Annotated in this window: 25 protein-coding genes; 3 read left to right on the top strand and 22 right to left on the bottom strand. The window is 53.0% G+C overall.

The window, feature by feature from the left end:
- Nucleotides 1–29: 29 nt before the first annotated feature.
- The 8 genes from IV04_RS26715 to lolC all read right to left on the bottom strand — a co-directional run bounded on the left by IV04_RS26715 (nt 30) and on the right by lolC (nt 7,411).
- A complete protein-coding gene (locus IV04_RS26715) occupies nt 30–119 on the bottom strand; it encodes a type I toxin-antitoxin system SymE family toxin (protein WP_161782089.1) in 90 nt (29 codons plus the stop codon).
- 11 nt (nt 120–130) lie between these two features.
- On the bottom strand, nt 131–322 hold the full coding sequence (locus tag IV04_RS05185; RefSeq protein WP_037396145.1) for a hypothetical protein: 192 nt from the start codon (nt 320–322) through the stop codon (nt 131–133).
- A gap of 664 nt (nt 323–986) precedes the next feature.
- Nucleotides 987–2,222 (bottom strand): peptidase T, encoded by a 1,236-nt coding sequence (gene pepT / locus IV04_RS05180; protein WP_037396142.1) that lies wholly within the window; start codon nt 2,220–2,222, stop codon nt 987–989.
- 213 nt (nt 2,223–2,435) lie between these two features.
- A complete protein-coding gene (cobB, locus tag IV04_RS05175) occupies nt 2,436–3,287 on the bottom strand; it encodes a Sir2 family NAD+-dependent deacetylase (protein WP_037396140.1) in 852 nt (283 codons plus the stop codon).
- A gap of 9 nt (nt 3,288–3,296) precedes the next feature.
- A complete protein-coding gene (gene nagK, locus IV04_RS05170) occupies nt 3,297–4,211 on the bottom strand; it encodes an N-acetylglucosamine kinase (RefSeq protein WP_037396137.1) in 915 nt (304 codons plus the stop codon).
- A gap of 53 nt (nt 4,212–4,264) precedes the next feature.
- Nucleotides 4,265–5,512: a lipoprotein-releasing ABC transporter permease subunit LolE gene (gene lolE / locus IV04_RS05165; protein ID WP_037396135.1), complete on the bottom strand. Its 1,248-nt coding sequence runs from the start codon at nt 5,510–5,512 to the stop codon at nt 4,265–4,267.
- Complete coding sequence (gene lolD / locus IV04_RS05160; protein WP_037396131.1) at nt 5,512–6,216, bottom strand: lipoprotein-releasing ABC transporter ATP-binding protein LolD; 705 nt, start codon at nt 6,214–6,216, stop codon at nt 5,512–5,514. Before lolD ends, lolE begins: the two co-directional genes overlap by 1 nt.
- Nucleotides 6,209–7,411: a lipoprotein-releasing ABC transporter permease subunit LolC gene (gene lolC / locus IV04_RS05155; protein ID WP_037396128.1), complete on the bottom strand. Its 1,203-nt coding sequence runs from the start codon at nt 7,409–7,411 to the stop codon at nt 6,209–6,211. The genes lolD and lolC overlap by 8 nt, the downstream gene beginning before the upstream one ends.
- A gap of 296 nt (nt 7,412–7,707) precedes the next feature.
- Between lolC and mfd the strand changes: the two genes are divergently transcribed.
- Nucleotides 7,708–11,181: a transcription-repair coupling factor gene (gene mfd, locus IV04_RS05150; protein ID WP_037396127.1), complete on the top strand. Its 3,474-nt coding sequence runs from the start codon at nt 7,708–7,710 to the stop codon at nt 11,179–11,181.
- Nucleotides 11,182–11,242: 61 nt separating this feature from the next.
- Here mfd and IV04_RS05145 read toward each other — a convergent pair whose 3' ends face one another.
- The 7 genes from IV04_RS05145 to hinT form a co-directional block, all read right to left on the bottom strand.
- Entirely contained in the window at nt 11,243–11,779 is a 537-nt protein-coding gene (locus tag IV04_RS05145; protein WP_197062147.1) for a glycine zipper 2TM domain-containing protein, read from the bottom strand.
- A 359-nt stretch (nt 11,780–12,138) separates the two neighbouring features.
- A complete protein-coding gene (locus IV04_RS05140) occupies nt 12,139–13,443 on the bottom strand; it encodes an NAD(P)/FAD-dependent oxidoreductase (protein WP_037396125.1) in 1,305 nt (434 codons plus the stop codon).
- Between the two features lie 331 nt (nt 13,444–13,774).
- The gene (gene ycfP, locus IV04_RS05135; RefSeq protein ID WP_037396122.1) at nt 13,775–14,317 is read right to left on the bottom strand and encodes an alpha/beta hydrolase YcfP; all 543 of its coding nucleotides are present in this window, start codon (nt 14,315–14,317) and stop codon (nt 13,775–13,777) included.
- A gap of 69 nt (nt 14,318–14,386) precedes the next feature.
- Nucleotides 14,387–15,406 carry a beta-N-acetylhexosaminidase gene (gene nagZ / locus IV04_RS05130; protein WP_037396182.1) on the bottom strand — a complete coding sequence of 340 codons (1,020 nt, stop codon included), beginning with the start codon at nt 15,404–15,406 and terminating at the stop codon, nt 14,387–14,389.
- A 32-nt stretch (nt 15,407–15,438) separates the two neighbouring features.
- Nucleotides 15,439–16,308, bottom strand: coding sequence for a thiamine kinase (thiK, locus tag IV04_RS05125; RefSeq protein ID WP_037396120.1), 870 nt, complete (start codon nt 16,306–16,308; stop codon nt 15,439–15,441).
- Entirely contained in the window at nt 16,289–16,867 is a 579-nt protein-coding gene (gene lpoB / locus IV04_RS05120) for a penicillin-binding protein activator LpoB (protein WP_037396118.1), read from the bottom strand. The genes thiK and lpoB overlap by 20 nt, the downstream gene beginning before the upstream one ends.
- Before the next feature lie 73 nt (nt 16,868–16,940).
- Nucleotides 16,941–17,291, bottom strand: a complete 351-nt coding sequence (hinT, locus tag IV04_RS05115; RefSeq protein ID WP_037396116.1) for a purine nucleoside phosphoramidase — start codon at nt 17,289–17,291, stop codon at nt 16,941–16,943.
- A gap of 250 nt (nt 17,292–17,541) precedes the next feature.
- Here hinT and IV04_RS05110 point away from each other — a divergent pair, with 250 nt between their 5' ends.
- Together IV04_RS05110 and IV04_RS05105 are read left to right on the top strand one after the other, a co-directional pair.
- Nucleotides 17,542–17,721 carry a type II toxin-antitoxin system HicA family toxin gene (locus IV04_RS05110; protein WP_037396114.1) on the top strand — a complete coding sequence of 60 codons (180 nt, stop codon included), beginning with the start codon at nt 17,542–17,544 and terminating at the stop codon, nt 17,719–17,721.
- Between the two features lie 27 nt (nt 17,722–17,748).
- Entirely contained in the window at nt 17,749–18,162 is a 414-nt protein-coding gene (locus IV04_RS05105; RefSeq protein ID WP_037396113.1) for a type II toxin-antitoxin system HicB family antitoxin, read from the top strand.
- A 109-nt stretch (nt 18,163–18,271) separates the two neighbouring features.
- On the opposite strand, the gene ptsG is transcribed toward IV04_RS05105, so the two are convergent.
- The 7 genes from ptsG to fabF form a co-directional block, all read right to left on the bottom strand.
- A complete protein-coding gene (gene ptsG / locus IV04_RS05100; protein WP_037396112.1) occupies nt 18,272–19,705 on the bottom strand; it encodes a PTS glucose transporter subunit IIBC in 1,434 nt (477 codons plus the stop codon).
- A gap of 336 nt (nt 19,706–20,041) precedes the next feature.
- The gene (locus tag IV04_RS05095) at nt 20,042–20,818 is read right to left on the bottom strand and encodes a metal-dependent hydrolase (RefSeq protein WP_037396111.1); all 777 of its coding nucleotides are present in this window, start codon (nt 20,816–20,818) and stop codon (nt 20,042–20,044) included.
- Between the two features lie 14 nt (nt 20,819–20,832).
- Nucleotides 20,833–21,840, bottom strand: a complete 1,008-nt coding sequence (gene holB / locus IV04_RS05090) for a DNA polymerase III subunit delta' (RefSeq protein ID WP_037396109.1) — start codon at nt 21,838–21,840, stop codon at nt 20,833–20,835.
- Complete coding sequence (gene tmk / locus IV04_RS05085; protein WP_037396107.1) at nt 21,840–22,478, bottom strand: dTMP kinase; 639 nt, start codon at nt 22,476–22,478, stop codon at nt 21,840–21,842. Before tmk ends, holB begins: the two co-directional genes overlap by 1 nt.
- Nucleotides 22,468–23,496, bottom strand: coding sequence for an endolytic transglycosylase MltG (gene mltG, locus IV04_RS05080; protein ID WP_037396105.1), 1,029 nt, complete (start codon nt 23,494–23,496; stop codon nt 22,468–22,470). The genes tmk and mltG overlap by 11 nt, the downstream gene beginning before the upstream one ends.
- Before the next feature lie 10 nt (nt 23,497–23,506).
- Nucleotides 23,507–24,307 (bottom strand): aminodeoxychorismate lyase, encoded by an 801-nt coding sequence (gene pabC, locus IV04_RS05075; RefSeq protein WP_037396103.1) that lies wholly within the window; start codon nt 24,305–24,307, stop codon nt 23,507–23,509.
- A gap of 137 nt (nt 24,308–24,444) precedes the next feature.
- A complete protein-coding gene (fabF, locus tag IV04_RS05070) occupies nt 24,445–25,686 on the bottom strand; it encodes a beta-ketoacyl-ACP synthase II (protein WP_037396101.1) in 1,242 nt (413 codons plus the stop codon).
- Nucleotides 25,687–25,752: the final 66 nt, after the last annotated feature.

Below are 25,752 nucleotides of genomic sequence, written 5' to 3'. Positions count from 1 at the left end.
CTGGCTATTTTATTGGTTGCTATGCCAGCCTATACCCCCCACTGAACTCGGATCACTGCCTGACCAGGCATAACGCTGATCGCCAGCGGTTGCCCGGTCAGGCTGTTCTGTGTCAGCAAGCTCATTCCAATTAACGCGCTGCATAGCCCTGTTCGGCTAGCGTCTTGCGTAGCTGATTAATAGCATCACACATTGAATAGTACTCATTGTCATTCCTGGCATTAACGCGCATCTCATTCCAGCTAACTCGCTTAAAAAACTGTGCCAGTGCCCAGGCTTGCTCTGTGGTTAATTCCAGCCCATTGATAATAATGTATTCCATTATTTACTCCCCCACTGATACCCTTCCAGCTGTTCTTGAACCATCAAGCCGTCAATAATCTCTTGGAGTTGCCGTTGCGATGCTTCCGGTAAATGCGCAATCTTCTGAATCATATTATTGAGCAGTGAGTTCCGTGGCAGCAGGGTTATTACCAGATGGCCGTTAACAAGAGTTACGATAATCAGCGAGCCTCTTATAAATCCTGCTTTCTCCAGTCAACGTCCTTTTAAATTAATTGCCGGTGCCGGATTGGCGTAACTACCATTGGGAATATACCCCACGGTATTACTGAGCCACTATAGAATGTAGATGAACTCATCGGAAAAATTAAAATAAATTCAAATGCCTAAACATTACACCCCCACGTTCAAAAAAACACCACGTCGACGCCTGACGAGTCAGCGGCTTGACCCGACGCCAATACGCCGAATCCCAGAGGATCAACAAGGGACATTCAAACACTGGCCTTCCCAGATAAAGACCAAACAAGGGCACTTCATTTAGCCCCGTGCGAATGACATGTGTTAGCACCGGATTTTTTGACCAGATGATAGACCAAGAAGAAGGCTGTAAACCAGAGGGAAGAAGTCTGTTGAATTGGTTGACATCAACAGACTGATTTCGGCCCTCCATGCGGAGAAGGGATGCCTATTCATCTCTACTACTAGCGATTTTTGGCACGCGTCGCCGTTAAAGCAGCAATACGCATAATCACGCTCACTGCTTTTTCCATCCCTTCAAGCGTAATAAACTCGTGTTTGCCATGGAAATTATAACCACCGGTAAACAAATTCGGGCAAGGTAATCCCTTGAATGACAATTGTGCTCCATCGGTGCCGCCGCGAATCGGTTTCATCACCGGTTCAATATCGCAATCGCGCATCGCCTGTTGCGCCAACGCAATCACATGCGGGTGTTCGGCAACCTGATCGCGCATATTGTAATAACTGTCTTCGATCGCGACTTCGATATAACAATCCCGAGGCAAACCACGGCCCACAGTTTGTGCCGCTTCGATCATCTTACGCTTGCGCACCTCAAAACCCTCACGCTCAAAGTCACGCAGGATGTAATGCATTTCGGCACGCTCAACCTGCCCTTTGATGCTGCTCAGGTGATAAAAACCTTCATAACCTTCCGTGTTTTCAGGTGTTTCATCCGCCGGGAGTGCCTGATGGAAGCGCGCCGCCAACGACAATGCATTGACCATTACCCCCTTGGCCGTGCCGGGGTGCACATTATTACCGACGATCTTCACCGTTACGGATGCCGCGTTAAAATTCTCACACTCCAGTTCACCCACACCACCACCGTCAACGGTATAAGCCCATTCAGCATTGAATGCTTCAACATCAAAGACGTGCGCCCCCTTACCCACCTCTTCGTCGGGAGTAAAAGCGACGCGAATATCGCCATGTGGGATTTTTTGCTGCTTCAGCCGCATCATCGCGGTAAGAATTTCTGCAATACCAGCCTTGTCGTCGGCACCCAACAGCGTTTTACCGTCGGTAGTGATCAGCGTTTGCCCCAACATTTGGTGTAAAATCGGGAACATCACTGGCGAAAGCACCTCATCACCAATACCCAACGCAATGTCACCCCCGCGATAATTTTCCACAATCTGCGGCGTCACATTCTTGCCAGAAAAATCCGGCGAAGTATCAAGGTGGGAAATGAAGCCAATTGTAGAGACCGGCCAGGCAACATTACCGCGCAGGGTTCCCATCACACAGCCTTGTTCGCTGAGCGATACCTGTTCAAAACCCAGTTCAAGCATTTCCTGCCGCAACGCACGCGCCAGCTTCAGTTGCCCATCAGTACTCGGCACATGTTTGACGTTCGCTTTAGCCTGTGTGTCAAAAGAGACGTAGTTAAAAAAGCGATCAAGTAGTTTATCCATGGTTCCGCCCTCAGAATTTCGCGTTTCATTATGCGGAACCGATTCGGATCAAATATTGAGACAGGTCATTAATAGTCAGATTTCACTGAAATCATTAGACCCGTCATACTTCGAGTTGCTTGGGTGTTGGCTGCGTTACTCGGCCCATCCTGGGCCTCGCCCCTTCGAGGCCGCTGCAAGCAACTCGAATTATTTTGGGTATAGAATCAATAACTATTTAGCGCCGTTATAAGGTATGTCTGCCCGTTCGAGCTTGCCCATCAGCAACTTATGAACGAAACGCGGCACCACCTCACTGGCCGGGCCATAATGTTTTTCATCAAACTGGCTTTCCACCTGGCTCGGCTCCAGGTTCAGCTCAATGGTATAGGCCCCCGCCGACCGCGCTTCATGCACAAAGCCTGCCGCCGGATAAACGTGGCCAGAAGTCCCGATTGCCACGAAGAAGTCAGCTTTTGCCAATGCTTCATAGATTTCGGTCATCCTGAGCGGCATTTCACCAAACCACACCACGTGCGGGCGTAACGGTGCCGGGAACTGGCAACAATGGCAGCGGTCCTCCACGTTCAGCTCACCGGGCCAGTTAAATACCTGCCCAGAATGGGTACAGCGCACCTTCAGCAGCTCGCCATGCATATGCAGCACCCGCTTACTGCCTGCACGTTCATGCAAATTATCAATATTCTGGGTTACCAGCAGGAAATTATCCCCCAGCCACTCTTCAAGCTCCGCCAGCACGCGATGAGCGGCATTAGGCGCAATACTCGGCTGCTGAAGCTGCTGGCGGCGCGCATTGTAAAATGCCTGAACCAGTGCAGGATTGCGCCGATACCCCTCTGGCGTCGCCACATCCTCCACCTGATGCTCTTCCCATAGCCCATCGTCGGCACGGAACGTGCGAATGCCCGATTCAGCAGAAATCCCCGCCCCTGTCAGCACCACAACAAAGGGTTTTTTCAATTCCGCCGCAGCCATAGTATCTCGGTGAAAAATCCTGGAGCGAAAGCGTTGATGCAACACATGCTTATTTTTGCGAAACCGACACAACCGATGGCGAGTGTGCATGAACTCTCCTTATTTATTACGCACCAAATTGAGAAACGCGGCGCCACGAACACCGCCTGCATCACCATAACGCGCCTTCTCGATGCGCGGCAGTTTCGCTACTCGCAGCAGATGGGCAGGCAAACGCTGCGGCAACGCCTGGTAGATCGCATCAAAATTCGATAACCCGCCGCCAATCACCAACAGATGCGGATCGACGATGGTCAGCAGATTAGCCAGGCATATCGCCAGCACCTCGAGAAAACGATCTACGTGCGCCATGGCCCGTGGCTCACCCGCCTGATAATGCGCAATAATCTGTGGTGCAGGCAAGTGATGCTGATAAAAGTGACTATACATCCACTCAAATCCGCGGCCCGATATGTAATTTTCAATGCAACCCTCATGACCACAACCGCATGCTACGCGAGGTATATCACGCCCTAACACCTCCAGCGCATCCACGGGTAAACGGAAGTGGCCAAACTCGCCAGCAATATAGTTGCGCCCAGACAACACCTTGCCATCGACGATCAAACCACCGCCCACTCCGGTGCCAAGGATCATGCCCAGCACGCAAGGGTAGTGGCGGAACTCATCATCCCAGGCTTCTGACAACGCAAAACAGTTAGCATCGTTATCTACCCTGACTTCGCGGCCAATCAAGGTGCTCAGATCTCGCGGCAACGGCTGCCCCATGGCGGCAGGCACATTGGCGGTAAACAAAGTGCCATCTTCATTCGGCAGCCCTGGGATACCGATACCCACGGAGCCTGGCGAGCCACACCGCGCGTCGGCTTCATAAGTGAGATCGCGCAAGACCGCCAGTAATTGCCTGTAATCATCACGCGGCGTTGGCACCCGCTTCTGCCAGACAGGCTGCAGATCGGCATCGAACACACCCAGCTCAATCTTGGTGCCACCCATATCGAAACCGTAGTACATAACTCAGCCTCCGGCTAAAAAAATGGGGCGTCTTAATCAGCCCCAGATTTCTATTATTGTCCGCTCAAGACGCGGGCAGGATCGATCCGGCTCGCTCGCCGGGCCGGATACCAACTGGCCAGCAGGCTAAGCACAATGGCAGTAGCCAGCACGATAAGCACATCCAGCCAGTGCAGCTCAGACGGCAGGAAATCGATAAAGTAGATGTCACCGGACAGGAAGGAGTGCCCCATCAACTTTTCGATCCCCTTGATCAGATTGGTGAGCTGCAACGAAGCAATCACGCCAACCACCACACCAATCAGGCTACCCAACGCCCCGGCCAAGAGGCCGTACCAGATAAAAATCGCGCGAATAAACCCGTCTTTAGCGCCAAGGGTACGCAACACGGCAATATCGCCGCTTTTATCTTTCACCGCCATCACCAGGGTGGAAACGATGTTGAAGCACGCCACCCCGATCACCAGTACCATGGCCAGATACATAATGGCGCGGATCATCTGAATATCACGGTACATATAACCGTAGGTACCAATCCAGCTTTTGATATAAACGTAGGCATTAGTGACCTCGCCCGCATCGCGCACCAGCTTGTTGGCGGCAAACACATCATTAACTTTGATCGCCAACCCAGTGACACTGTCACCCATATCCATATACTGTTGCGCGTCGGCCAATGGCACCAGCGCCAAACTGTGATCAAGCTGACCGCTGAGCTGCAGAATACCAGCCACCTGCAGGCGAATACGCTTCGGCTGCAGCAGTTTCATTTCTGGATCGCTGTTCGGGATCATCACCGTCACATAGGAACCGGTTTTCACGCCTAACGCTTCGGCCACGCCTTTCCCCAGTATCACCTGCTGTTCACCAGACTTAAAATTGGCCCAGGCATCGCCCTGCACGTATTTCGGCAAAGCGCTTAGCTGGCTTTCCTGCGCGGGATCAACCCCTTTAACCTGCACTGCACGCAACTGGGTGCCGTTTTCCATCAGGCCAGTAAAGTTGATATAAGGGGCAACGGCCAGAATACCCGGCACTTTCGCCATCCGCTGCTGGATTTCCGGCCAATTTTCAAACGGTTGATTAACCGGCTCGATCTCACCGTGCGGCACCACCGCCAAAATGCGGTTCTGCAGTTCGCGCTCAAAGCCGTTCATCGCACTCAGGCCGACGATCAATACCGCCACCCCCAGCGCAATGCCAATGGTAGAGATCACCGAAATCAGCGAGACCATGCCGCCACGCCGCCGACCCCGGCTAAAACGCAGCGCCATCAATAAAGAAAGTGGCGAAGCGCTCATTACTCTGCCCTCATCAAGGGGGAATGAGCTTGCAGATGGCCATCACGCATTTCCAACTGGCGGCTCAAGCGGCGCGCCAATTGCAGATCGTGGGTCACCACCAGGAAAGCAGTGCCCTGGCGCACGTTTAATTCGCCCAACAAATCAAAGATGCTGTCGGCGGTACGCTGATCGAGATTACCGGTTGGTTCATCCGCCAGCACCAGCGCAGGGTTATTCACCAGCGCACGGGCAATTGCCACCCGCTGGCGCTCACCGCCAGAAAGCTCCGCTGGACGATGCTTACTGCGCTTCTCCAACCCCACCGCTGCCAGCATTTCCCGCGCTTTTTCCTGCGCCTGTGCTGGTTTGATGCCGCCAATCAGCAGCGGCATCGCGGCGTTTTCCAAGGCGGTAAAATCCGGCAACAGATGATGGAACTGGTAGATAAAACCCAGTTGACGGTTACGCAACTCTGCCTTGGCAGTGGAAGAAAGCACATTCAATGACTGCCCTTTGAAGATCACCTCACCGGAGGTTGGGGTATCCAATCCGCCCAGCAGATGCAACAAGGTACTTTTACCGGAACCCGAACTGCCGACGATCGCCATCATCTCGCCCGGTTGCATAGCAAAACTGACATTGCGCAGCACATCGGTATGCAGATTGCCTTCCTGATAGGTCTTGCACAGGCTGTCGCACTGCAATAAAAGATGATTACTCATAACGTAAAGCCTCAGCGGGTTGTACGGCGGCAGCGCGCCATGAAGGGTAAAGCGTGGATAATAAGGAAACCGCCATCGCCGCCACGGCGATGATCGTGACCTGCAGCGGGTCAACCGCTACCGGCAGCGAAGCGCCGTCGATCAGAGCCCCCAGAATCGGCATCAGATTGTTCAGGTTACTGGCCAGCAGCACCCCCAGCAATGTCCCGAGCAGCGAACCAATAATGCCCGCACTGGCACCTTGCACGATAAAGACCGTCATAATCTGGCGCCGCGTCAGGCCCAACGTCTGCAAAATAGCGACCTCGCCCTGCTTCTCCATCACCAGCAAGCCTAAAGAGGTTATGATATTGAACGCCGCCACCGCCACAATCAGGCTGAGCAGCAATCCCATCATGTTTTTCTCCATGCGCACCGCCTGGAACAGCTCCCCCTTGCGCTCGCGCCAGTCTTTCCATATGGAGCCTTCCGGCAGCGGTTGCTGGCTGAGGGTATCCACCTGCAACGGCTGTTGCAGGAACAGACGCCAACCGGTGATATTCCCCGCCGGATAACGCATCAGACGTGAAGCATCCTGCTGGTTAGCCAACAATTGATAGCCATCTACCTCACTATTCGCATGGAAAGTGCCAATGATGGTAAACAGCCGTTGGCTGGGAATGCGCCCCATCGGGGTAAACTGGCTGGCACTTGGCACCATCAGGCGCAGTTGATCGCCACGTTTGACGCCCAACTGGCCAGCCAGTTGTTCGCCAATAATCAGATTGTATTCCCCGGGCTGCAACTGTTGCTGCTTGACGTTGATCAGGTAGGGTGACAGCGGATCCGCTTCATCCGGGTTCACCCCCAGAATCACCCCCACAGCAACACTGCGCGCGCTTTGCAGCACAACGTCACCGGTGGTCAGTGGGGCGATACGCTCTACGCCTTGCAACCCCTGCAAGGCAGCCGCCGGGAGTTGCTCTGGGTTGATCGCCCCCTGCTTGCTGGTAATCAGTGCCTGTGGCATTAAGCCCAGAATGTTGTTTTCGAGATCTTTTTCGAAGCCATTCATCACGGACAGCACGGTGACCAAAGCCATCACACCCAGCGTAATACCGATGGTGGAAAGCCAGGAGACAAACCGCCCAAAGCGGTCTGAAGCTCGCCCGCGCATGTAACGCAGGCCAATGAATAACGCGACAGGTTGATACATGAAATCCGTTTGGTTGCCGTAGCTTAAGCAAATTGAGCATGGATAATAATGGCTCACCCCGGTTTATGGAACCACCCTGCGGGTTTTATTCTCTCGGCAGCGGTTAAATAACGCCCAATAGCAGCCTTGAGCATACTTTACCGGTGTCAGTTTCTTAGCCGCTGGGCTAGTATAACTAAGGTAAAGGCGCACGCGGGTTTGTGCCGGGTAAACAGGGTTTTGTGGTATTCACTCGTTAACCAGCACGGTGAACACCACAAAAACTGTTATTCAATTCATTGATTAAAGATAACTGAATGAGCACTTCTGATAATAGCCGCCGTTCCTCATCTTCTCGTTACTCCCTACCCGATCGCGCAGGTGATTTGCGCCAACTGGGGCAATTAACCGGTTCTGCCTGTGCCGTTGAATGCGCAGAAATCGCCGAGCGTCATCAAGGGCCGGTGATGCTCATCGCCCCGGATATGCAAAACGCGCTGCGGTTGCGTGACGAGATCCAACAGTTTACCAATCAGATGGTGACCACGCTTTCAGACTGGGAAACGCTGCCATACGACAGTTTCTCGCCGCATCAGGAGATTATCTCCGCGCGCCTTTCCAGCCTGTACCATCTGCCGAACATGGCGCGCGGCATTATTATTTTGCCAGTCAATACCCTGATGCAGCGCGTTTGCCCGCACGAATTCCTGCACGGCCATGCGCTGGTGATGAAGAAAGGCCAGCGGCAGTCACGGGATCTCCTGCGTGCGCAGTTGGAACAGGCGGGTTATCGCAGTGTTGATCAGGTGATGGAGCACGGTGAGTTTGCCACCCGTGGAGCGCTGTTGGATCTGTACCCCATGGGCAGCGAAGAACCTTACCGCATCGACTTTTTCGATGACGAAATCGACAGCCTGCGCACCTTCGACGTGGATACTCAACGCACGCTAAGCGAAGTAGAAGCCATCAACCTGCTGCCTGCCCATGAGTTCCCTACCGATAAAACCGCCATTGAGCTGTTCCGTAGCCAATGGCGTGAACAGTTTGAGGTGCGCCGTGACGCCGAACATATTTATCAGCAGGTGAGCAAAGGCACTTGGCCCGCCGGTATTGAATACTGGCAACCGCTGTTCTTCAGCCAGCCGCTGCCCTCTTTATTCAGCTATCTGCCAGCCAATACGCTGATCGTCAACACGGGCAATCTGGAAAACGCCGCCGAGCGCTTCTGGCTGGACGTGAATCAGCGTTTTGAGAGCCGCCGGATTGACCCGATGCGCCCCTTGCTCGCCCCCGATACGCTGTGGCTACGCGTGGATGCGCTGTTCGCCGAATTGAAAGCCTGGCCGCGTATGGCGCTGAAAACCGATGATCTGCCCGCCAAAGCAGGTAGCACCAATCTGGGTTATCAGGTGTTGCCCGATCTTTCCGTCCAGGCACAGCAGAAAGCGCCGCTGGATAACCTGCGCCGATTTATCGAAAGTTTTAGCGGTAGCGTCATCTTCTCGGTCGAGAGCGAAGGCCGCCGTGAAACGCTGCAGGATTTGCTGGGCCGTATCAAGCTGAGCACCCGCCTGATCCAGCACCTCGACGAGGCCGAAGCGCCGGGCCGTTATATGATGATCGGTGCCTCTGAACGCGGCTTTCTGGATAGCCTGCGCAACCGGGCGCTGATTTGTGAAAGCGATTTGCTCGGCGAACGCGTCAGCCGCCGTCGGCAGGATAACCGCCGCACCATCAATACCGATACCCTGATCCGCAATCTGGCGGAATTGCATCCAGGCCAACCGGTGGTGCACCTGGAACACGGCGTGGGGCGCTATGTTGGCCTCACCACGCTGGAAGCTGGCGGCATCAAGGCAGAATACCTGATCCTCTCTTACGCGGGTGAGGACAAGCTGTATGTGCCGGTTTCCTCTCTGCATCTGATTAACCGCTACGCCGGGGGCGCAGACGAGAACGCACCGTTACACAAACTGGGTGGCGATGCCTGGTCGCGGGCACGGCAGAAAGCCGCCGAACGCGTGCGCGACGTGGCGGCAGAGCTGCTGGACATCTACGCACAGCGCGCCGCCAAAGCAGGCTTTGCCTTCAAGCATAACCGCGAGCAATACCAGTTGTTCTGCCAAACCTTCCCGTTTGAAACCACGCCCGATCAGGAACAGGCCATCAACGCGGTGCTGAGCGACATGTGCCAGCCGCTGGCGATGGATCGGTTGGTCTGTGGCGATGTTGGCTTTGGTAAAACCGAAGTGGCGATGCGCGCCGCTTTCCTGGCAGTGGAGAACAATAAACAGGTCGCGGTATTGGTGCCGACCACGCTATTGGCACAGCAGCACTTCGATAACTTCCGCGATCGTTTTGCCACCTGGCCGATCCGTATTGAAATGATGTCACGTTTTCGCAGTGCCAAAGAACAGCAACAGGTGTTGGAAGAAACCGCAGAGGGCAAAGTCGATATTCTGATTGGCACCCATAAACTGTTGCAGAGCGATCTGCGCTGGAAAGATTTAGGGCTGTTGATCGTTGATGAAGAACACCGCTTTGGTGTGCGCCACAAAGAGCGCATTAAAGCAATGCGCGCGGATGTGGATATTCTGACGCTCACCGCCACGCCAATTCCACGCACGTTGAATATGGCAATGAGCGGTATGCGCGATCTGTCGATCATCGCCACCCCACCGGCTCGCCGCTTGGCGGTGAAAACCTTTGTGCGCGAATACGACAACCTGGTAGTTCGCGAAGCCATTCTGCGTGAAGTACTGCGTGGTGGGCAGGTGTATTACCTGTATAACGACGTGGAAAACATTGATAAAGCAGCCGAACGCTTGGCAGAGTTGGTGCCAGAAGCGCGCATCGCTATCGGCCACGGCCAGATGCGCGAACGCGATCTGGAACGGGTGATGAACGATTTCCATCATCAGCGCTTTAACGTGTTGGTGTGCACCACCATTATCGAAACCGGTATTGATATTCCGAGCGCCAATACCATCGTCATTGAGCGTGCCGATCGTTTCGGCCTGGCACAGCTGCACCAGCTTCGTGGCCGCGTTGGGCGTTCACACCACCAGGCCTACGCTTACCTGCTGACGCCGCATCCAAAAACCATGAGTGCCGATGCGCACAAACGCCTGGAGGCCATCGCCGCCCTGGAGGATTTGGGGGCCGGGTTTGCGCTGGCGACGCACGATCTCGAAATTCGTGGTGCTGGTGAGTTACTGGGCGAAGACCAGAGCGGGCAGATGACCACCGTCGGTTTCTCGCTGTATATGGAACTGCTGGAAAGCGCCGTCGATGCGCTGAAAAACGGGCGTGAGCCTTCGCTGGAAGACCTCACCAGCAATCAGACTGAAGTCGAACTGCGCATGCCAACCTTACTGCCTGATGACTTTATCCCGGATGTGAATACCCGTTTGTCTTTCTATAAGCGTATTGCCAGTGCGAAAAATACGGCGGAGCTGGAAGAGTTGAAAGTGGAGCTGATCGATCGTTTCGGGCTGTTGCCGGATGCCGCACGCAATCTGCTGCAAAGTGCCGCAATGCGTCAGCATGCACAGAAGTTAGGCATCAAACGGATAGAAGGTAACGAACGCGGTGGGTTTATCGAATTCGGTGAGAAAAATCGCGTTGAACCGGGCTATCTGATTGGCTTGCTGCAAAGTAAACCGCAGGTTTATCGTCTTGATGGCCCTACCAAACTGAAGTTTATGCTGGATCTCACCGAGCGCCCAGCAAGGCTGAAATTTATTGAAGAGCTGTTAGCCGCTTTCAGGGAGCATACGTTGGCGGCGTGAGAGGCTTGTAAACCGCAGTACGCATAAACCCGCGCATGTTACGCGCGGGTTTATGCTTTTATTAAGCTTTATTGAGCACCAGTTGACCACTTTTATCCAGCAGGATCTGGGTGCCTGGATCGTGATCCATGCGAATTTTACCCTGCTGTTTGCCTATCTGATAAGTGACGTCATAACCCAGCATTCTCTGCGACTTGTCGTAAACCGTTTTACAGCGCTGCTGTGTACTGGTCGTCGTGTCGCTATCCTGTAGCCTTCCCTGAACCTGATTACCGGCATAACCGCCACCCAGTGCCCCCACTACGGTGGCCACATCACGGCCTCTGCCACTGCCAAACTGATGGCCAATCACGCCACCAGCAACAGCGCCCAGCACCGAACCGGCAATGCGGTTTTCATCCTGCACAGGCGTCCGGTGGGTGACCGTGACGTTATGGCACTCCTGACGTGGAGTTTTAATCGTTTCTTTAATTGGTGTTGCGGCGATAACCTGCGCGTATTGCGGACCAGCAGAAAACACGTCCAGACTGGCCACGGCAGTCGCTCCCAGAGCGGCGGCGATCCCAATCCCAACACCGGCTAACATTGATTTGTTCACGGGAAATTCTCCTGAATGTGTTACCACGCACTTTGTGCTGAAAACTGTACCGACTGCGGTCAAAGGTCTACAACTTACGGCGTACGCGGCGAAGCACGTTTGTAAACGCGATAAGTTTGTGTAATAACTCTCTTCCTCGCAATAAGACGATTTCCCTAAAAAAGCGATAAATCACGCCAAACCTTATTTTTTGGGATGACTCCTAAAAATTCCCATTCTATTATGGTATTTTAATCCAATTTAAAACCCTTAGTCAGCGCATTCATCGGTAAGAATTTTCCAATTTCAGGTCGGTAACAATAAAAAAACCCACGTGGCGTACCAGCGTGGGCTATCAGGAACTGCGTCTCTTGTAGGCTTTAATGCATTTTCAGACGAGGGCGAATCACCCGATTAATACCGCCCACCAACATCATCAGGCCGGTTTTGGTATAACCATGCAACGCCACCTGGTGCATGCGGTACAGTGAAATATACACCACGCGCGCCACACGTCCTTCGATCATCATCGAGCCACGCATCAGGTTGCCCATCAAACTGCCAACGGTGCTAAAGCGCGAAAGCGATACCAGTGAGCCGTGATCTTTATACACATAAGCCTTCAAAGGCTGTCCATTCATCAGCGCCAGGATATTGGTAAAGCAGCGTGATGCCATCTGATGTGCAGATTGCGCACGCGGCGGCACAAAACCACCACCTTCACGCGGGCAAGAAGCGCAGTCACCAATCGCGAAGATGTTAGGATCGCGGGTAGTCTGTAGCGTCGGCTCAACCACTAGCTGATTGATACGGTTAGTTTCCAGCCCGGCAATATCTTTCATAAAGTCCGGGGCCTTGATACCTGCCGCCCACACCATCAGATCGGCATTGATAAATTCGCCGCTTTTGGTGTTCAGGCCATTTTCATCCGCGCTGGTGACCATGGTATTCGTCAGCACGCGTACGCCCAGATTATTCAGTTCCTGATGAGCGGCGGAAGAAATGCGCGGCGGTAAGGCAGGGAGAATGCGCTCACCGGCCTCAACCAGCGTGACTTTCAGTGCGCTGTTATCCAGCCCCTCAAAACCATAGCTGTGCAGCTGTTTTACCGCATTATGCAGTTCAGCAGACAGTTCAACACCCGTGGCACCACCCCCAACGATGGCAATATTGACGCTTTCCTTTTCACCCGGTTTGGCCGAGAACTTAAGGAACAGGTTCAACATTTCATTATGGAAGCGATGCGCCTGATGCGGGTTATCCAGGAAGATGCAGTGCTCTCTCACCCCTGGAGTACCGAAGTCATTTGAGGTACTGCCGAGCGCCATCACCAGAATGTCATAACTCAACTCACGCGCAGGAACCAGTTCAGTCCCCTGCTCATCGCAGATCTGCGTCAATTGCAGCGTCTGTTTTTCACGGTCAATGTTAACCAGCGAACCGAGTTGGAAATTAAAATAGTGATTACGGGCATGTGCCAGATAATTCAACGCATCAACGCCGTCATCCAACGAACCGGTAGCCACTTCATGCAGTAAAGGTTTCCACAGATGGCTATGGTTACGATCCACCAGTGTGACCTCGGCTTTGTTCCTGCGGCCCAATTTATGCCCGAGGCTGGTTGCCAGTTCTAAACCACCGGCACCACCCCCGACAATCACAATTTTTTTCTTTGGCATTGTCAAAATGACCCTCTAAATGTGAACCTGTTGTTATCTAAGGGTAAACAAATAATATCCTTAGAATACATATGGTTCGCGCAAATTAAACCTGCTGTCTGCCGCCACAATATCACGAGAGGTCATTTGGTCATACCAAAATTGATGTACATCAAACTTCTTTGGTTAAAGGCTGGACGAAGGAACTTTTTGGGGATTGTGATTCAAATAGTTAGCGTTAGGTCACAATTTAGAATTTTATCGCTGGCTAATAAAAAAAGCCCGGTAGACGTTCAAAAACCTTCATAGCTGCCCTGTTAGAGCAGCTATGAGGGCCTGAAATAACGTTGCAGAACTGTTATCGGAGAGTCTTGAATGCCTTGATGCGTTGCAGGTGTGGCGAGATATTTTTAAACTTGTGCGTTTGCTGTTCGTCCCAGACTATCTCATAGTACTTATGCAGCAAGTCCGCGCTGCGCTGGTTATCTAGCACTTCATCATGGCGGGAGAGCACCACCAGGCAGCGATCGCGGTTCTTCTCGCGAAAGTCTTCCACACATTTGGTCGCGATATCGCGATACTCTTCTGGTCGGTCGATCTTGCCATGCATGTGTTCTTCCGGGTACAGGTTAGGGTTGAAAATCACCTGACGAACTCCACACAGGAAGCCAATACGTTCAGCCCAAAAACCCCCCAGACCCACACCACAAATCAGCGGGCTTTTGTCCCCTTCCTGCTGAACCGCTTTATCCACCTCTTTCAATAAATGCTGCATATCATGGCGTGGATGCAAAGTGCTGTAACTGATAAAACGCACGTCCGGGTCGATGAACTGTAACTGCAAAACCTTTTCATGATTGCCGGGACTGTTGGAATCGAAGCCATGCAAATAGATAATCATGTAGATCCTCGCAACAAGCCGGGAGCCGCCTGCCCCCATCATTAACGCCGCTTACGACGCCGTAATCTCTCACCCAACTGAACGCTGTTTGTGTTCTTCCCAACGTTCGCTCAACACACTCAACTGCTTATGAGCCAGTTGCCAGCGTTCGGAATCACGCAGCTCCTGACGGGTGAACTGACCGCGATGATATAACCGCTTCAGTTTTTCTACTTTGACCGGGAACAGGTTATCCAACACGCTGACCGCGCCCGTTCGGTTATTACACACCAGAATCATATCGCAACCGGCATCCAGCGCCGCCTGGCCACGCTCGGCGTAGCTGCCCATGATCGCAGCCCCTTCCATCGACAGATCGTCAGAAAAAATAATACCGTCAAAACCCAGCTCCTGACGCAGAATCTGTTTCAACCAATAGGGTGAACCACTGGCCGGGCGCGGATCTGCTTCAGTATAGATGACGTGCGCTGGCATGATGGCATCCAGCAGACCACGGCCAATCAGCTCACGGAAGATAGACATATCGTGCTCACGAATGTGCGCCAGCGGGCGCGGATCGCGCGGGGTTTCCTTATGAGAGTCCGCCGTCACTGCGCCATGCCCAGGGAAATGCTTGCCGGTGGTTTTCATCCCCACACTGTGCATCCCTTGAATAAAACGTTCGGCCATCGCCAACGCCTTTTGCGGATCGCTGTGGAAAGAACGTTCGCCAATCGCGGTGCAAACATGGCCAAGATCCAACACCGGAGCAAAACTGATATCGATATCTTGGGCGATCATTTCTGCCGCCATCAACCACCCGGCCTCTTGAGCCAAGCGCCCGCCTTCCTGCGCATCGTTAAGCGCGGCGAACGACTGTGCTGCCGGTAAACGGGTAAAACCTTCGCGGAAACGCTGCACGCGCCCCCCTTCCTGATCCACCGCTACCACCAAGCGATCGTGGGACGCCGCACGAATCTGCCGCACCAGTTCACGCAGTTGCTCAGCGTCGTGAAAATTGCGGGTGAACAGAATGAGGCCGCCCACCAAAGGATGCTTTAAAATCTCACGTTCTTCTGCGTCCAGCTCGTAGCCGACGACATCTAGCATTACTGGGCCCACGGCCACCTCACTTCATTTATTCATTGAGAACGGGGGGATAATAAACAAAAACGCCGGTACAACGCTGCGCTCCAGCGCAAAAACTCAAGCTCCCCAGTCTGCTGCCAACGGACTTCAAACCACATCAGCATCAGGTAATCCACCCACGGCAACCAGCGCTGTACCTGAGCAACCAACTGCCAGCGATCTGCATAACCGCGCTGCGCGTAATGATGTAAAAAATGTTGCTGATCGATAGTTGAGAGCTGATTGAAACGAAACAGTGCGGCCAGTTCCAAGGCAATATCACCATCGGCAGCATATTCCCAGTCAATCAACCTTAAGCGTTCCCCCTGCACCAGCAGATTACCTGCGTGAACATCCATGTGCAAAGGTGCCAGCTTCAACGGCTGTGGTGGCGAGTTTTGCATAAAAGTACGCTGCCAACGCAGCCACGCCGGGGTTATACGTCGCCGATCGATGTGCTGCCAATAATCAGCAAGCTGCTGCTGCAGATTCAGCCGGTAACCGCTCAGTGGCCGCTGATGCAACTCAGCCAACAGCGTTGCCAGTTCGCCACTTTCATTTAATGCCAGAAATGAGGCTTCTTTGACGTTCTCACCAACCAGCCATTCAACAATCAGCCAACCTGGGGTTTGCAGCCAAATCTGCGGCCCAATCCCGGCCCCACAACGCTTCAACACGCGCCCTTCACGCCGACGACTGACACCAAGCGCATACTTATCCTGCATCTGTTGGCGAGCCAGCAGACAAATCCCTGCGCCTTCAATCAGCCAACTGGTACCGGTTAACCCCTGTATGGGGCTAAAACGACAACCGGCGGTATTTACCGCCGGCAGCCTGCTACTGACTAATTGCCGAAGCTGGGCTTCACTGCTTAACGTCGCCATTACCTGACCAGACGATTTCACCGGTTTGCACCAACATCAGTTGCATGTCGATCGTCGGAGCTTTCACATCACCGCTCACGTCGCTATACAGCACGTACTGTGCATTAACGATACGCGCCAAGCCGATAGCTTTGCTGCGCGATCCCAGACTGTCTGCTGCTGATAGACCCAACGTCTGTTTGGCACTGGCCAATTGCGCTTCTGGCACAATGCTGAAGGTCTGGTTAGACGCCAACGCCTGGTGCAAGGCAACGGTCGCTTGCGCAATTTGCAGCGCACCATTGGTATTATTTTTAACGCTATCCAGCAACAGCACACTGCCACTGTTGACACCATCGGCTTTCAACATGTCATTGACTAACGGCTGCACACTGCCTAGCCAATCGAGCTGCTGGAGCTTCGGTGGCTGTGGTACTGGCTCGGGAGCTGGTGGCTGTGGCTTAGGTTCTGGTTGTGGGATCGGTTCAACGACCACGGGCGGTTGCTGTGGTTCTGGGGGCCGCGCAGGACACCCGGTCAACACCAGTGCAGCCAATGCTACGAATAGATACTTTTTCATCATCCCTCTCAACACTATCCCAAGGCTGTTAAGCAACAATGCACGGTTCGGGATAGTGCACGGTGTTCTTCAATTAACGTGCTAACAGCGGGCCAAGCACGCGCCCACCCACTAAATGCATATGAATGTGGTAGACCTCTTGTCCTGCGTGACGATTGCAGTTGACGATCAGGCGGTAACCCTCTTCAGCAATCCCTTCCTGCTCGGCAATCTTGGCCGCGACGGTCATCATGCGGCCCAAAGCCGCTTCATGCGCAGTAGTGACATCATTAACAGTTGGGATTAATACGTTCGGCACGATCAGGATGTGGGTCGGTGCCTGTGGGGCGATATCGCGAAATGCAGTAACCAACTCATCTTGGTAGATCACATCCGCTGGGATTTCACGGCGAATAATTTTACTGAAAATAGTTTCTTCAGCCATATCAAGCTCCTTGTGCAATATGAAAAGATTTACGCAGTATGAGTGACAGATTCTAGCGCTTTCAACCTGATTACGCATTTTCCTCATTGAATGATGGAGAATTGTTCAGCTATAGCAGGATTAGCTCAGCCATATTCGTGGATGAGTTTGCCGATGACTGCAACAATGATAACCCCGATAACTCTGGAATATTTACATTTGGGAGGTGTCGGGGTTATTATTGCCCCATAGGACGAAACAGGGTGTAAGGATGAACAGCAAGCAGATAGTGAAAGAAGTGATTGCGGCTGGATGGGTTTTAGTCAGAGTGAACGGTAGCCATCATCACTTCACCCACCCAACCAAGCCGGGATTAGTCACTATCCCGCACCCTAAAAAGGATTTACCCGCAGGCACGGTAAAGAGCATCAGGAAACAAGCAGGCATTTAACCCTGTTTTCTCGAAAGAGGTTTAATTATGTTTTATCCCATTGCAATTGAAGCAGGCGACGAGCGGCATGCATACGGCGTGAGTGTCCCTGACTTGCCCGGTTGTTTTTCAGCAGGTGATACCCTAGATGAAGCAATCTTGGCTGCCAAAGACGCAATTAATGGCCATATAGAAATCCTGGTAGATATGGGCGAGGATATTCCGGCCGCTTCCAGCGTGGAAAAATTGGCTAAGGACCCAGAATTCGCGGGTTATACCTGGGCGGTTGTGGAGATCGATATTTCTCGATTGCTGGGCGGATCAGAAAAAATTAACGTTACACTCCCCAAATCATTAATTGATCGTATCGATCGCTGTGTGGCCACACATCCAGAATTTAAAAGCCGTTCCGCATTTTTAGCTGAAGCAGCATTGTTGCAAATCAGCGGCATCCATCAGTAATCGCACCCCAACATTATGGATGCGTTGCGTCAATTTTTAGATAAAACGATATAAACCAATAAGTAAAAAGGGAGGCCACAGGCCTCCCTCATCAGCTCCCCAGCCTGAATCAGTGGTTACGGATGTACTCATCCATATCTGTTTTCAGGTTATCGGACTTGGTGCCAAAGATGGCCTGAACGCCGGAGCCCGCGACCACAACGCCCGCAGCACCCAGTTTTTTCAGCCCAGCCTGGTCAACCTTGGATACATCGGCCACGCTGACGCGCAGACGAGTAATACAGGCATCCAGGTTAGTGATGTTTTCTTTACCACCGAAAGCATGAACCAAGGCTGCAGACATTTCAGAACCGCCCTGAGTGGTTTGATCGGCAGTTGTCTCTTCACGGCCTGGCGTTTTCAGATCCAATTTAGCAATCAGCACACGGAAGATGCTGTAGTACACCAGACCGTAGATGATACCGACGATTGGGAACAGCCAGATTTTGCTGCTGTTACCGCTCAGTACGATAAAGTCGATCAGACCGTGCGAGAAGCTGGTACCGTCACGCATACCCAACAGAATACAGATTGGGAAGGCCAAACCTGCCAGAATTGCGTGGATCACGTACAGGATCGGTGCAACGAACATGAACGAGAATTCGATGGGTTCGGTAATCCCGGTCAGGAACGAAGTCAACGCAGCGGAGATCATGATACCGCCGACTTTGGCACGGTTTTCCGGCTTGGCTGAATGCCAGATAGCAATAGCAGCCGCTGGCAGACCGTACATTTTGAACAGGAAGCCACCGGACAACATACCTGCCGTTGGGTCACCGGCCATGTAACGCGGGATGTCGCCATGGAACACCTGGCCCGCTGCGTTGGTGAACTCACCGATTTGCATCTGGAATGGTACGTTCCAGATGTGGTGCAGACCAAATGGCACCAGAGCACGCTCAACCACGCCGTAGATAAAGAATGCCAAGACTGGATTCTGATACGCCGCCCATTGTGAGAATGTCTGGATAGCCGTACCGATTGGTGGCCAGATAAAGGACAGGAACACGCCCAGAACAATGGCCGCCAGACCAGAGATGATCGGGACAAAACGCTTACCGGCAAAGAAGCCCAGATATTCCGGCAATTGAATGCGGAAGAAGCGGTTGAACATATAGGCAGCGATAGAGCCGGAGATAATCCCCCCCAGCACACCGGTATCCGCCAGATGCTTAGCTGCAATCTCTTCAGGTGGCAGATGCAGAACCAGTGGAGCAACCACGGCCATGGTTTTCACCATGATACCGTAGGCCACCACGGCGGCTAATGCAGAAACACCGTCGTTGTTGGTGAAGCCGAGAGCCACACCGATAGCAAAAATTAACGGCATATTGGCGAATACCGACCCGCCAGCTTCTGCCATCACGTGAGAGACTACCATAGGCAGCCAGCTGAAGTTGGCGGAACCGACGCCCAGCAGGATACCTGCGATAGGCAATACGGATACCGGCAGCATCAGCGATTTACCTACTTTCTGCAGGTTTGCAAATGCGTTCTTAAACATAGTTGAGTGTGCTCCTGAGTAATGGTGCTTGCTACTTCTCGCGAATTTTCGCGCTGCAAGGGGGGGAGAAAAACCCCTGCAATTCAGGGTGTCTGAGCACCCCTTGAATTTTTACGCAGAGTAAAATAAATACCCCAGGTAATGTTTGATGGCAGTCACGTTTCAATGAATAAGCCCATGCCTTTGCCTCTAAATCGTCCGATTTTTGTAGAATAAGATGAAAAAGAGACCAAACAGCGCCATAAAACGGGTGAGAACATTACCCGTTACGGCGATTAATTACGAGCTTAAAAAGAATTACGCTCTAAAGACTGCACCCTAAGCCTAGGCTAAAGATCACAGTTTGAGGTGAAATAAGCGTGAAAAGTTACCCGTAGTCGCTTCAGCCAGCGTTTCCAGGCTTACGCCCTTCAAAATAGCAAGATATTCGGCAACATCGCGCACGTAGGCAGGCTGGTTTTCTTTACCCCGGTGCGGCACCGGTGCCAGATAAGGTGAGTCGGTTTCCACCAGCATGCGATCCAGCGGAACATAGCGTGCAACTTCACGCAGCGACTCAGCATTACGGAAAGTGACAATCCCGGAAAAAGAGATGTAGAACCCTAAATCAAGCAACGCCTGCGCGGTCGGTAAATCCTCGGTGAAGCAGTGCAGCACCCCACCACAATCCTGCGCCTTCTCTTCACGTAAAATGGCTAAAGTGTCTGCACGAGCATCGCGGGTATGCACAATCACCGGCTTGTTAAGATCGCGGCCAATGCGGATATGCTCGCGGAAAGAAGCCTGCTGCAGCGGAATATTGTCTTTCTGGTAGAAATAATCCAGCCCGGTTTCCCCTAACGCCACCACTTGCTCTGCCGCCGCCAGACGGCGCAGTTCCGCATAGTCGTACCCCTCTTCCAGATTTAATGGGTGAACGCCGCAGGAGAAGGCCACATCGGCACGCTGGCCAATCAGTTGGGTCATCGCCTGATACCCTGGGAGCGTAGTGGCCACCGCCAGCACATAGCCGACATCACGCGCTTTGGCTTTTGCCAAAGCATCATCAACGTTTTGATGCAATCCATCAAAATCCAGGCTATCAAGGTGGCAATGCGAATCGACTAACAACATAGTAATAAACTCTTTTACAGCGAATGGGATTGTGAATAACCTGCGGAGCCCAACATTTGCTCCCAGGCAAGTAACTGTTCAGTAAGCAATAGCTCGCGATTAACACCAACAACATTAAGCAGTTGCTGACGACAATTGAGCCATTGTTGCACGATCTGCTGCAACGACGTGCTGCTCAGACAAGTAGCCAGTTGCTGCACCAACGGTTGCTGATCTTGATTCAACACATAACCCGCGGCACCTTGTTGCCACTTCATCGCATCCACCAACAGAGAACACAGCCAATGCAGCCGTTCAGCAACATCATCATGATTAAGCACCGCGAGTAATGCCAACATATTGCGCTGCGGCAAAGCTGCATTCAGCGCAGTACACAGTGCGCTACGCTGTTGCCAATGCTGTGGTTGCAGTAACCGCTCGGCGGCGATAGGTGCGCCATTATGCAGCCGCAAAGCGGTAAGACGATCACTCTGGTTACCCGGCGCCTGGCGGTTCAGCCATTGCAGGCTGAGGGTTTCATCAGGGCTGCTTAGATGCCAGTAAAAACAGCGGCTGCGCAGTGTTGCGGGCAACAGCGAGGGTTCGCGACAGGCCAACAGGAAAAAGGTATTGGCAGGGGGTTCTTCCAGCGTTTTCAACAAGGCATTGGCCGCCGCCTCCGTCAGCAGTTCAACCAGCGGCAGCGAAACCACTTTCGCACCACCTTGCTGCGCGTGAGCATAGAGGTGCTCGATGACTTGGCGAATGGGTTCAATACCCAGGCTGCTTTTGCCCTTTTCCGGGGCCAGTACGTGATAATCCGGGTGGTTACCCGCCAACATCAACCGGCAACTGTGGCATTCCCCACAGCTTTTCTCGCCGTTACGCTGTTGGCAGAGCAGCCAGCGGCTTAACGCGTAGAGCAAGGCATCTTCACCATTGCCTTCTGCCGCATGCACCAGCAAAGCATGATGACCACGCCCAGCCGCATACTGCCCCACCAACTGGCGATAAGCTGCGTTAAACCACGGATACCAGTTCATTACGCCTTTTCCTGCTGTTGCAGCCATTGTGCTACCACCCGGCGAATATCGGCAGTAACCTGCTCCAAAGGTTGTGCAGCATCCACTGTGATGATGGTGTTATCTTGCGCGGCCAGTTGTAAATAACGCTCGCGGGTACGTTCAAAGAACGGTAACGCTTCCTGCTCAATACGATCCAGTTCCCCGCGCGCGCGCGCGCGCTGCAAGCCAACCCGTGGTGGTAAATCAAGATAAATAGTCAGGTCGGGACGAAAATCACCCAGCACGGTATCGCGCAGTGAACTCATCAACTGCGGGTCAACCCCTCGTCCCCCTCCCTGATAAGCTTGTGAGGAGAGATCGTGGCGATCGCCAACGACCCAGCCCCCACGCGCCAACGCAGGTTTAATCACGGTTTCCACTAACTGGACACGGGCAGCGTACAACATCAGCACTTCTGCTTTGATGGTTGGCAATTCGCCGTCAGTCCCACGCTTGAACAGATCACGAAGTCTTTCCGCCAATGGCGTACCGCCGGGCTCACGGGTAAAAACGATATCATTGATCCCATGTTCATTCAGTACGCTGACAACCGTATTACGTGCGGTTGTCTTTCCTGCACCTTCCAGCCCTTCGATAACCACAAATTTACTTTTCATTCTTTTCCTTTAACACCTGGCGGTAAGTGCGTACCGCATCATTGTGGCTGGCCAGATTAGTGGTAAACGTATGCCCACCTTTACCATCAGCAACAAAATAGAGGTAAGAGGTTTCGTCTGGCTTAGCCGCTGCCTCTAATGATGCCCTGCTCGGCATCGCAATCGGCGTTGGCGGCAGGCCGCCGATCACATAAGTGTTGTAAGGCGTTGGGGTTTCGAGATCTTTGCGGCTGATATTGCCAGTATAGCTGTCACCCATGCCGTAAATCACCGTTGGATCCGTTTGTAAACGCATCCCCAAACGCAACCGGTTGACGAACACCGAAGCTACTTTGGTACGTTCTTCTGCCACGGCGGTCTCTTTCTCCACGATCGAAGCCATCGTCAGCAACTCATCCGGTGTTTTATAGGGCAGAGTCGCATCTCGTGCATCCCAGATCTCTTGCAGCGCTTTATTCATGCGCAGATGCGAACGTTTCAACAACGCAAGATCGCTGGTACCCGCAGTATAAAGGTAAGTGTCAGGATATAAGCGCCCTTCGAGACTGCTACCAGCAGGTAACCCCAACGCCAATGCAATCTCTGCATCACTTTTACCCGCCAGAGTGTGTTTGATATATTTGCCTTGTTGCAACACCTGCACCGCATCACGCAGGCGTGAGCCTTCGATAAATCGCGCGCTAAACTGCGCTTCTTTACCGCTCGCCAGTAACTTAAGCATCTCACGCACCGTCATCCCCGGCGTGAAGCGATAAGTACCGGCCTTGAACTCAGCTAACTCAGGCTCCAGGCGCAACAGCCAAGGGAACCATCTGCCGTTATGGAGCAGCTTATCGCGTACCAGTAACCCTTCCAGAGCCACGCGCCCAGTACCGGCAGGCAACTTGAATAGAGTTTCCTGCTGGATCGCCAATGGCGTATCAGCAAAGCGTTCGACTCTCTGCTGCCCCCAAAACGGCAGGGCCACGGCCACAACAATCAGAACCAGCAACGCAATCTTGAGCTTTTTTCTCTTCATTAATCAGTCATCATTCACAATGTGGACGCAAAAAGTCATACAGTTGGCGTGAGTGATAGCGCCATGAGTGGGCCTCATTCACCGGCAGCAACGGCATCAATGCGTTGCTCACCAAAACCTCATCGGCATCGGCCAATGTTTCCAAGGGTTCATTGACCGAGTGAAGTTGATATTCACTCCCCGTCAGCAACTCCATCACTCGCCGACGCATCAACCCGGCAACGCCCGCCTGATCCAAATTCGGCGTAAAAACCATTTTCCCTTTACGCCAGAATAAATTAGCCGCACAGCATTCCACCAGCATGCCGGTAGTGTCAAGCACCAGCGCCTCCTGGGCGGCAGTCTGGTCAAGATGTGCGCGAATCAATACTTGTTCTAGGCGGTTAAGGTGTTTCAGCCCAGCCAGTAACGGACTGCGAGCCAACTCTACCGGGCTTAAGGCCAAACGGATCCCCTGTTCACGCCACTGCAAATAATGCTGAGGGTAAGCACTACGTGAAATAATACGAGTAGGATGTTCACAGCCGTGCGGGCTGTATCCACGACCACCGCTGCCGCGTGTCAGTATCGCTTTGACCACGCCCAACGGGATAGATTCTGCCGCCAGCACCATTTCACGCTCGAGTGCCAACCAGTCAACGGCAGGCAGTAACAAACGTTGGGCCGCCTGCCGCATCCGTTCAATATGCCAAGGTAAAAGATCGATTCTCCCCTCTACCACTCTAGCCGTGGTGAAGCAACCGTCGCCAAACTGTAAACCACGATCGCTGGGTACCAGCGCAGCATGTGGTTGTCCGTTGATCCAGTACATTTCACTCCCTCCCTAATAGGCTTTAGGCACAGCATAGCAGGCGCATAACGCGATAACAGCAGCAGGGGTGGCAGCCTGATAAACAAAAAAGCCCGGTCAAAATGAACCGGGCTTCCATCTGTTGCTGATTGGCTTAACTACAGACGGCGGAAAATCAGCGAGCCGTTAGTTCCACCAAAGCCAAAGGAGTTACACAAGGTATACTCCATGTTTTTCGTCTGACGTGCTTCATGCGGAACAAAGTCCAGATCGCAACCTTCATCTGGGTTATCCAGGTTGATGGTTGGCGGCACTGCCTGATCGCGCAGTGCCAGCACGGTAAAGATCGATTCAATCGCACCAGCAGCACCCAAAAGATGGCCGGTCATCGACTTGGTGGAGCTGACCATCACACTTTTGGCATCGCTGCCAAATACGGATTTCACGGCCTGCGTTTCAGCTTTATCACCCGCCGGCGTTGAAGTGCCGTGTGCGTTGATATAACCAATTTGTGACGCTGTCACACCCGCATCAAGCAAGGCGTTTTCCATCGCCAACGCAGCGCCTGCACCGTCTTCTGGCGGTGAGGTCATATGGTAGGCATCGCTGCTCATACCAAAACCGACGATTTCTGCGTAAATCTTCGCGCCGCGCTTTTTCGCGTGCTCGTATTCTTCCAGCACCATCATACCGGCACCGTCACCCAACACGAAGCCGTCACGATCTCGATCCCAAGGGCGGCTCGCTGCCTGCGGGTTATCGTTGCGGGTAGAAAGCGCACGCGCTGCGCCAAAGCCGCCTACACCCAGTGGGGTACTGGCTTTTTCTGCGCCACCAGCCAGCATCACGTCAGCATCATTGTAAGCAATGATCCGCGCCGCATGGCCGATGTTATGCACACCGGAAGTACAAGCGGTGGCAATAGAGATACTCGGGCCACGCATACCGTATATGATGGTCAGATGGCCGGCAATCATATTCACAATGGTCGAAGGCACAAAGAACGGGCTGATTTTCCGTGGGCCGCCGTTAACCAGCGAGCTGTGGTTTTCTTCGATCAGACCCAACCCGCCAATACCGGAGCCGATAGCGGCACCAATACGTTTGGCATTGAGTTCGTTAATCTCCAGCCCCGCATCCTGCATGGCCTGCATGCCAGCTGCGATACCGTATTGAATGAAGGCATCCATCTTGCGCGCATCTTTACGCGAGATGAAATCTTCAGAATTAAAATTCTTTACCAAGCCAGCAAAACGGGTTGCATAGGCAGTAGTATCGAAATGGTCGATCAGGCTGATGCCACTCTGACCGGCAAGAAGAGCGTTCCATGTGGACTCTACCGTATTGCCGACAGGAGACAACATGCCCAGTCCAGTCACAACTACTCGACGCTTAGACACGGTTGTCCTCCAAGGAGGGAAAATATGACACTAGGAATAGAAAAAACTTAGGCGGTCGAGTGACCG

Origin of the sequence: Serratia sp. Ag1 (assembly GCF_000743355.1) — a bacterium.
In the GTDB taxonomy this organism is placed as follows: domain Bacteria; phylum Pseudomonadota; class Gammaproteobacteria; order Enterobacterales; family Enterobacteriaceae; genus Chania.
The sequence above is the reverse complement of the archived record's forward strand: the minus strand, read 5'-3'. Positions and strand labels throughout refer to the sequence as shown.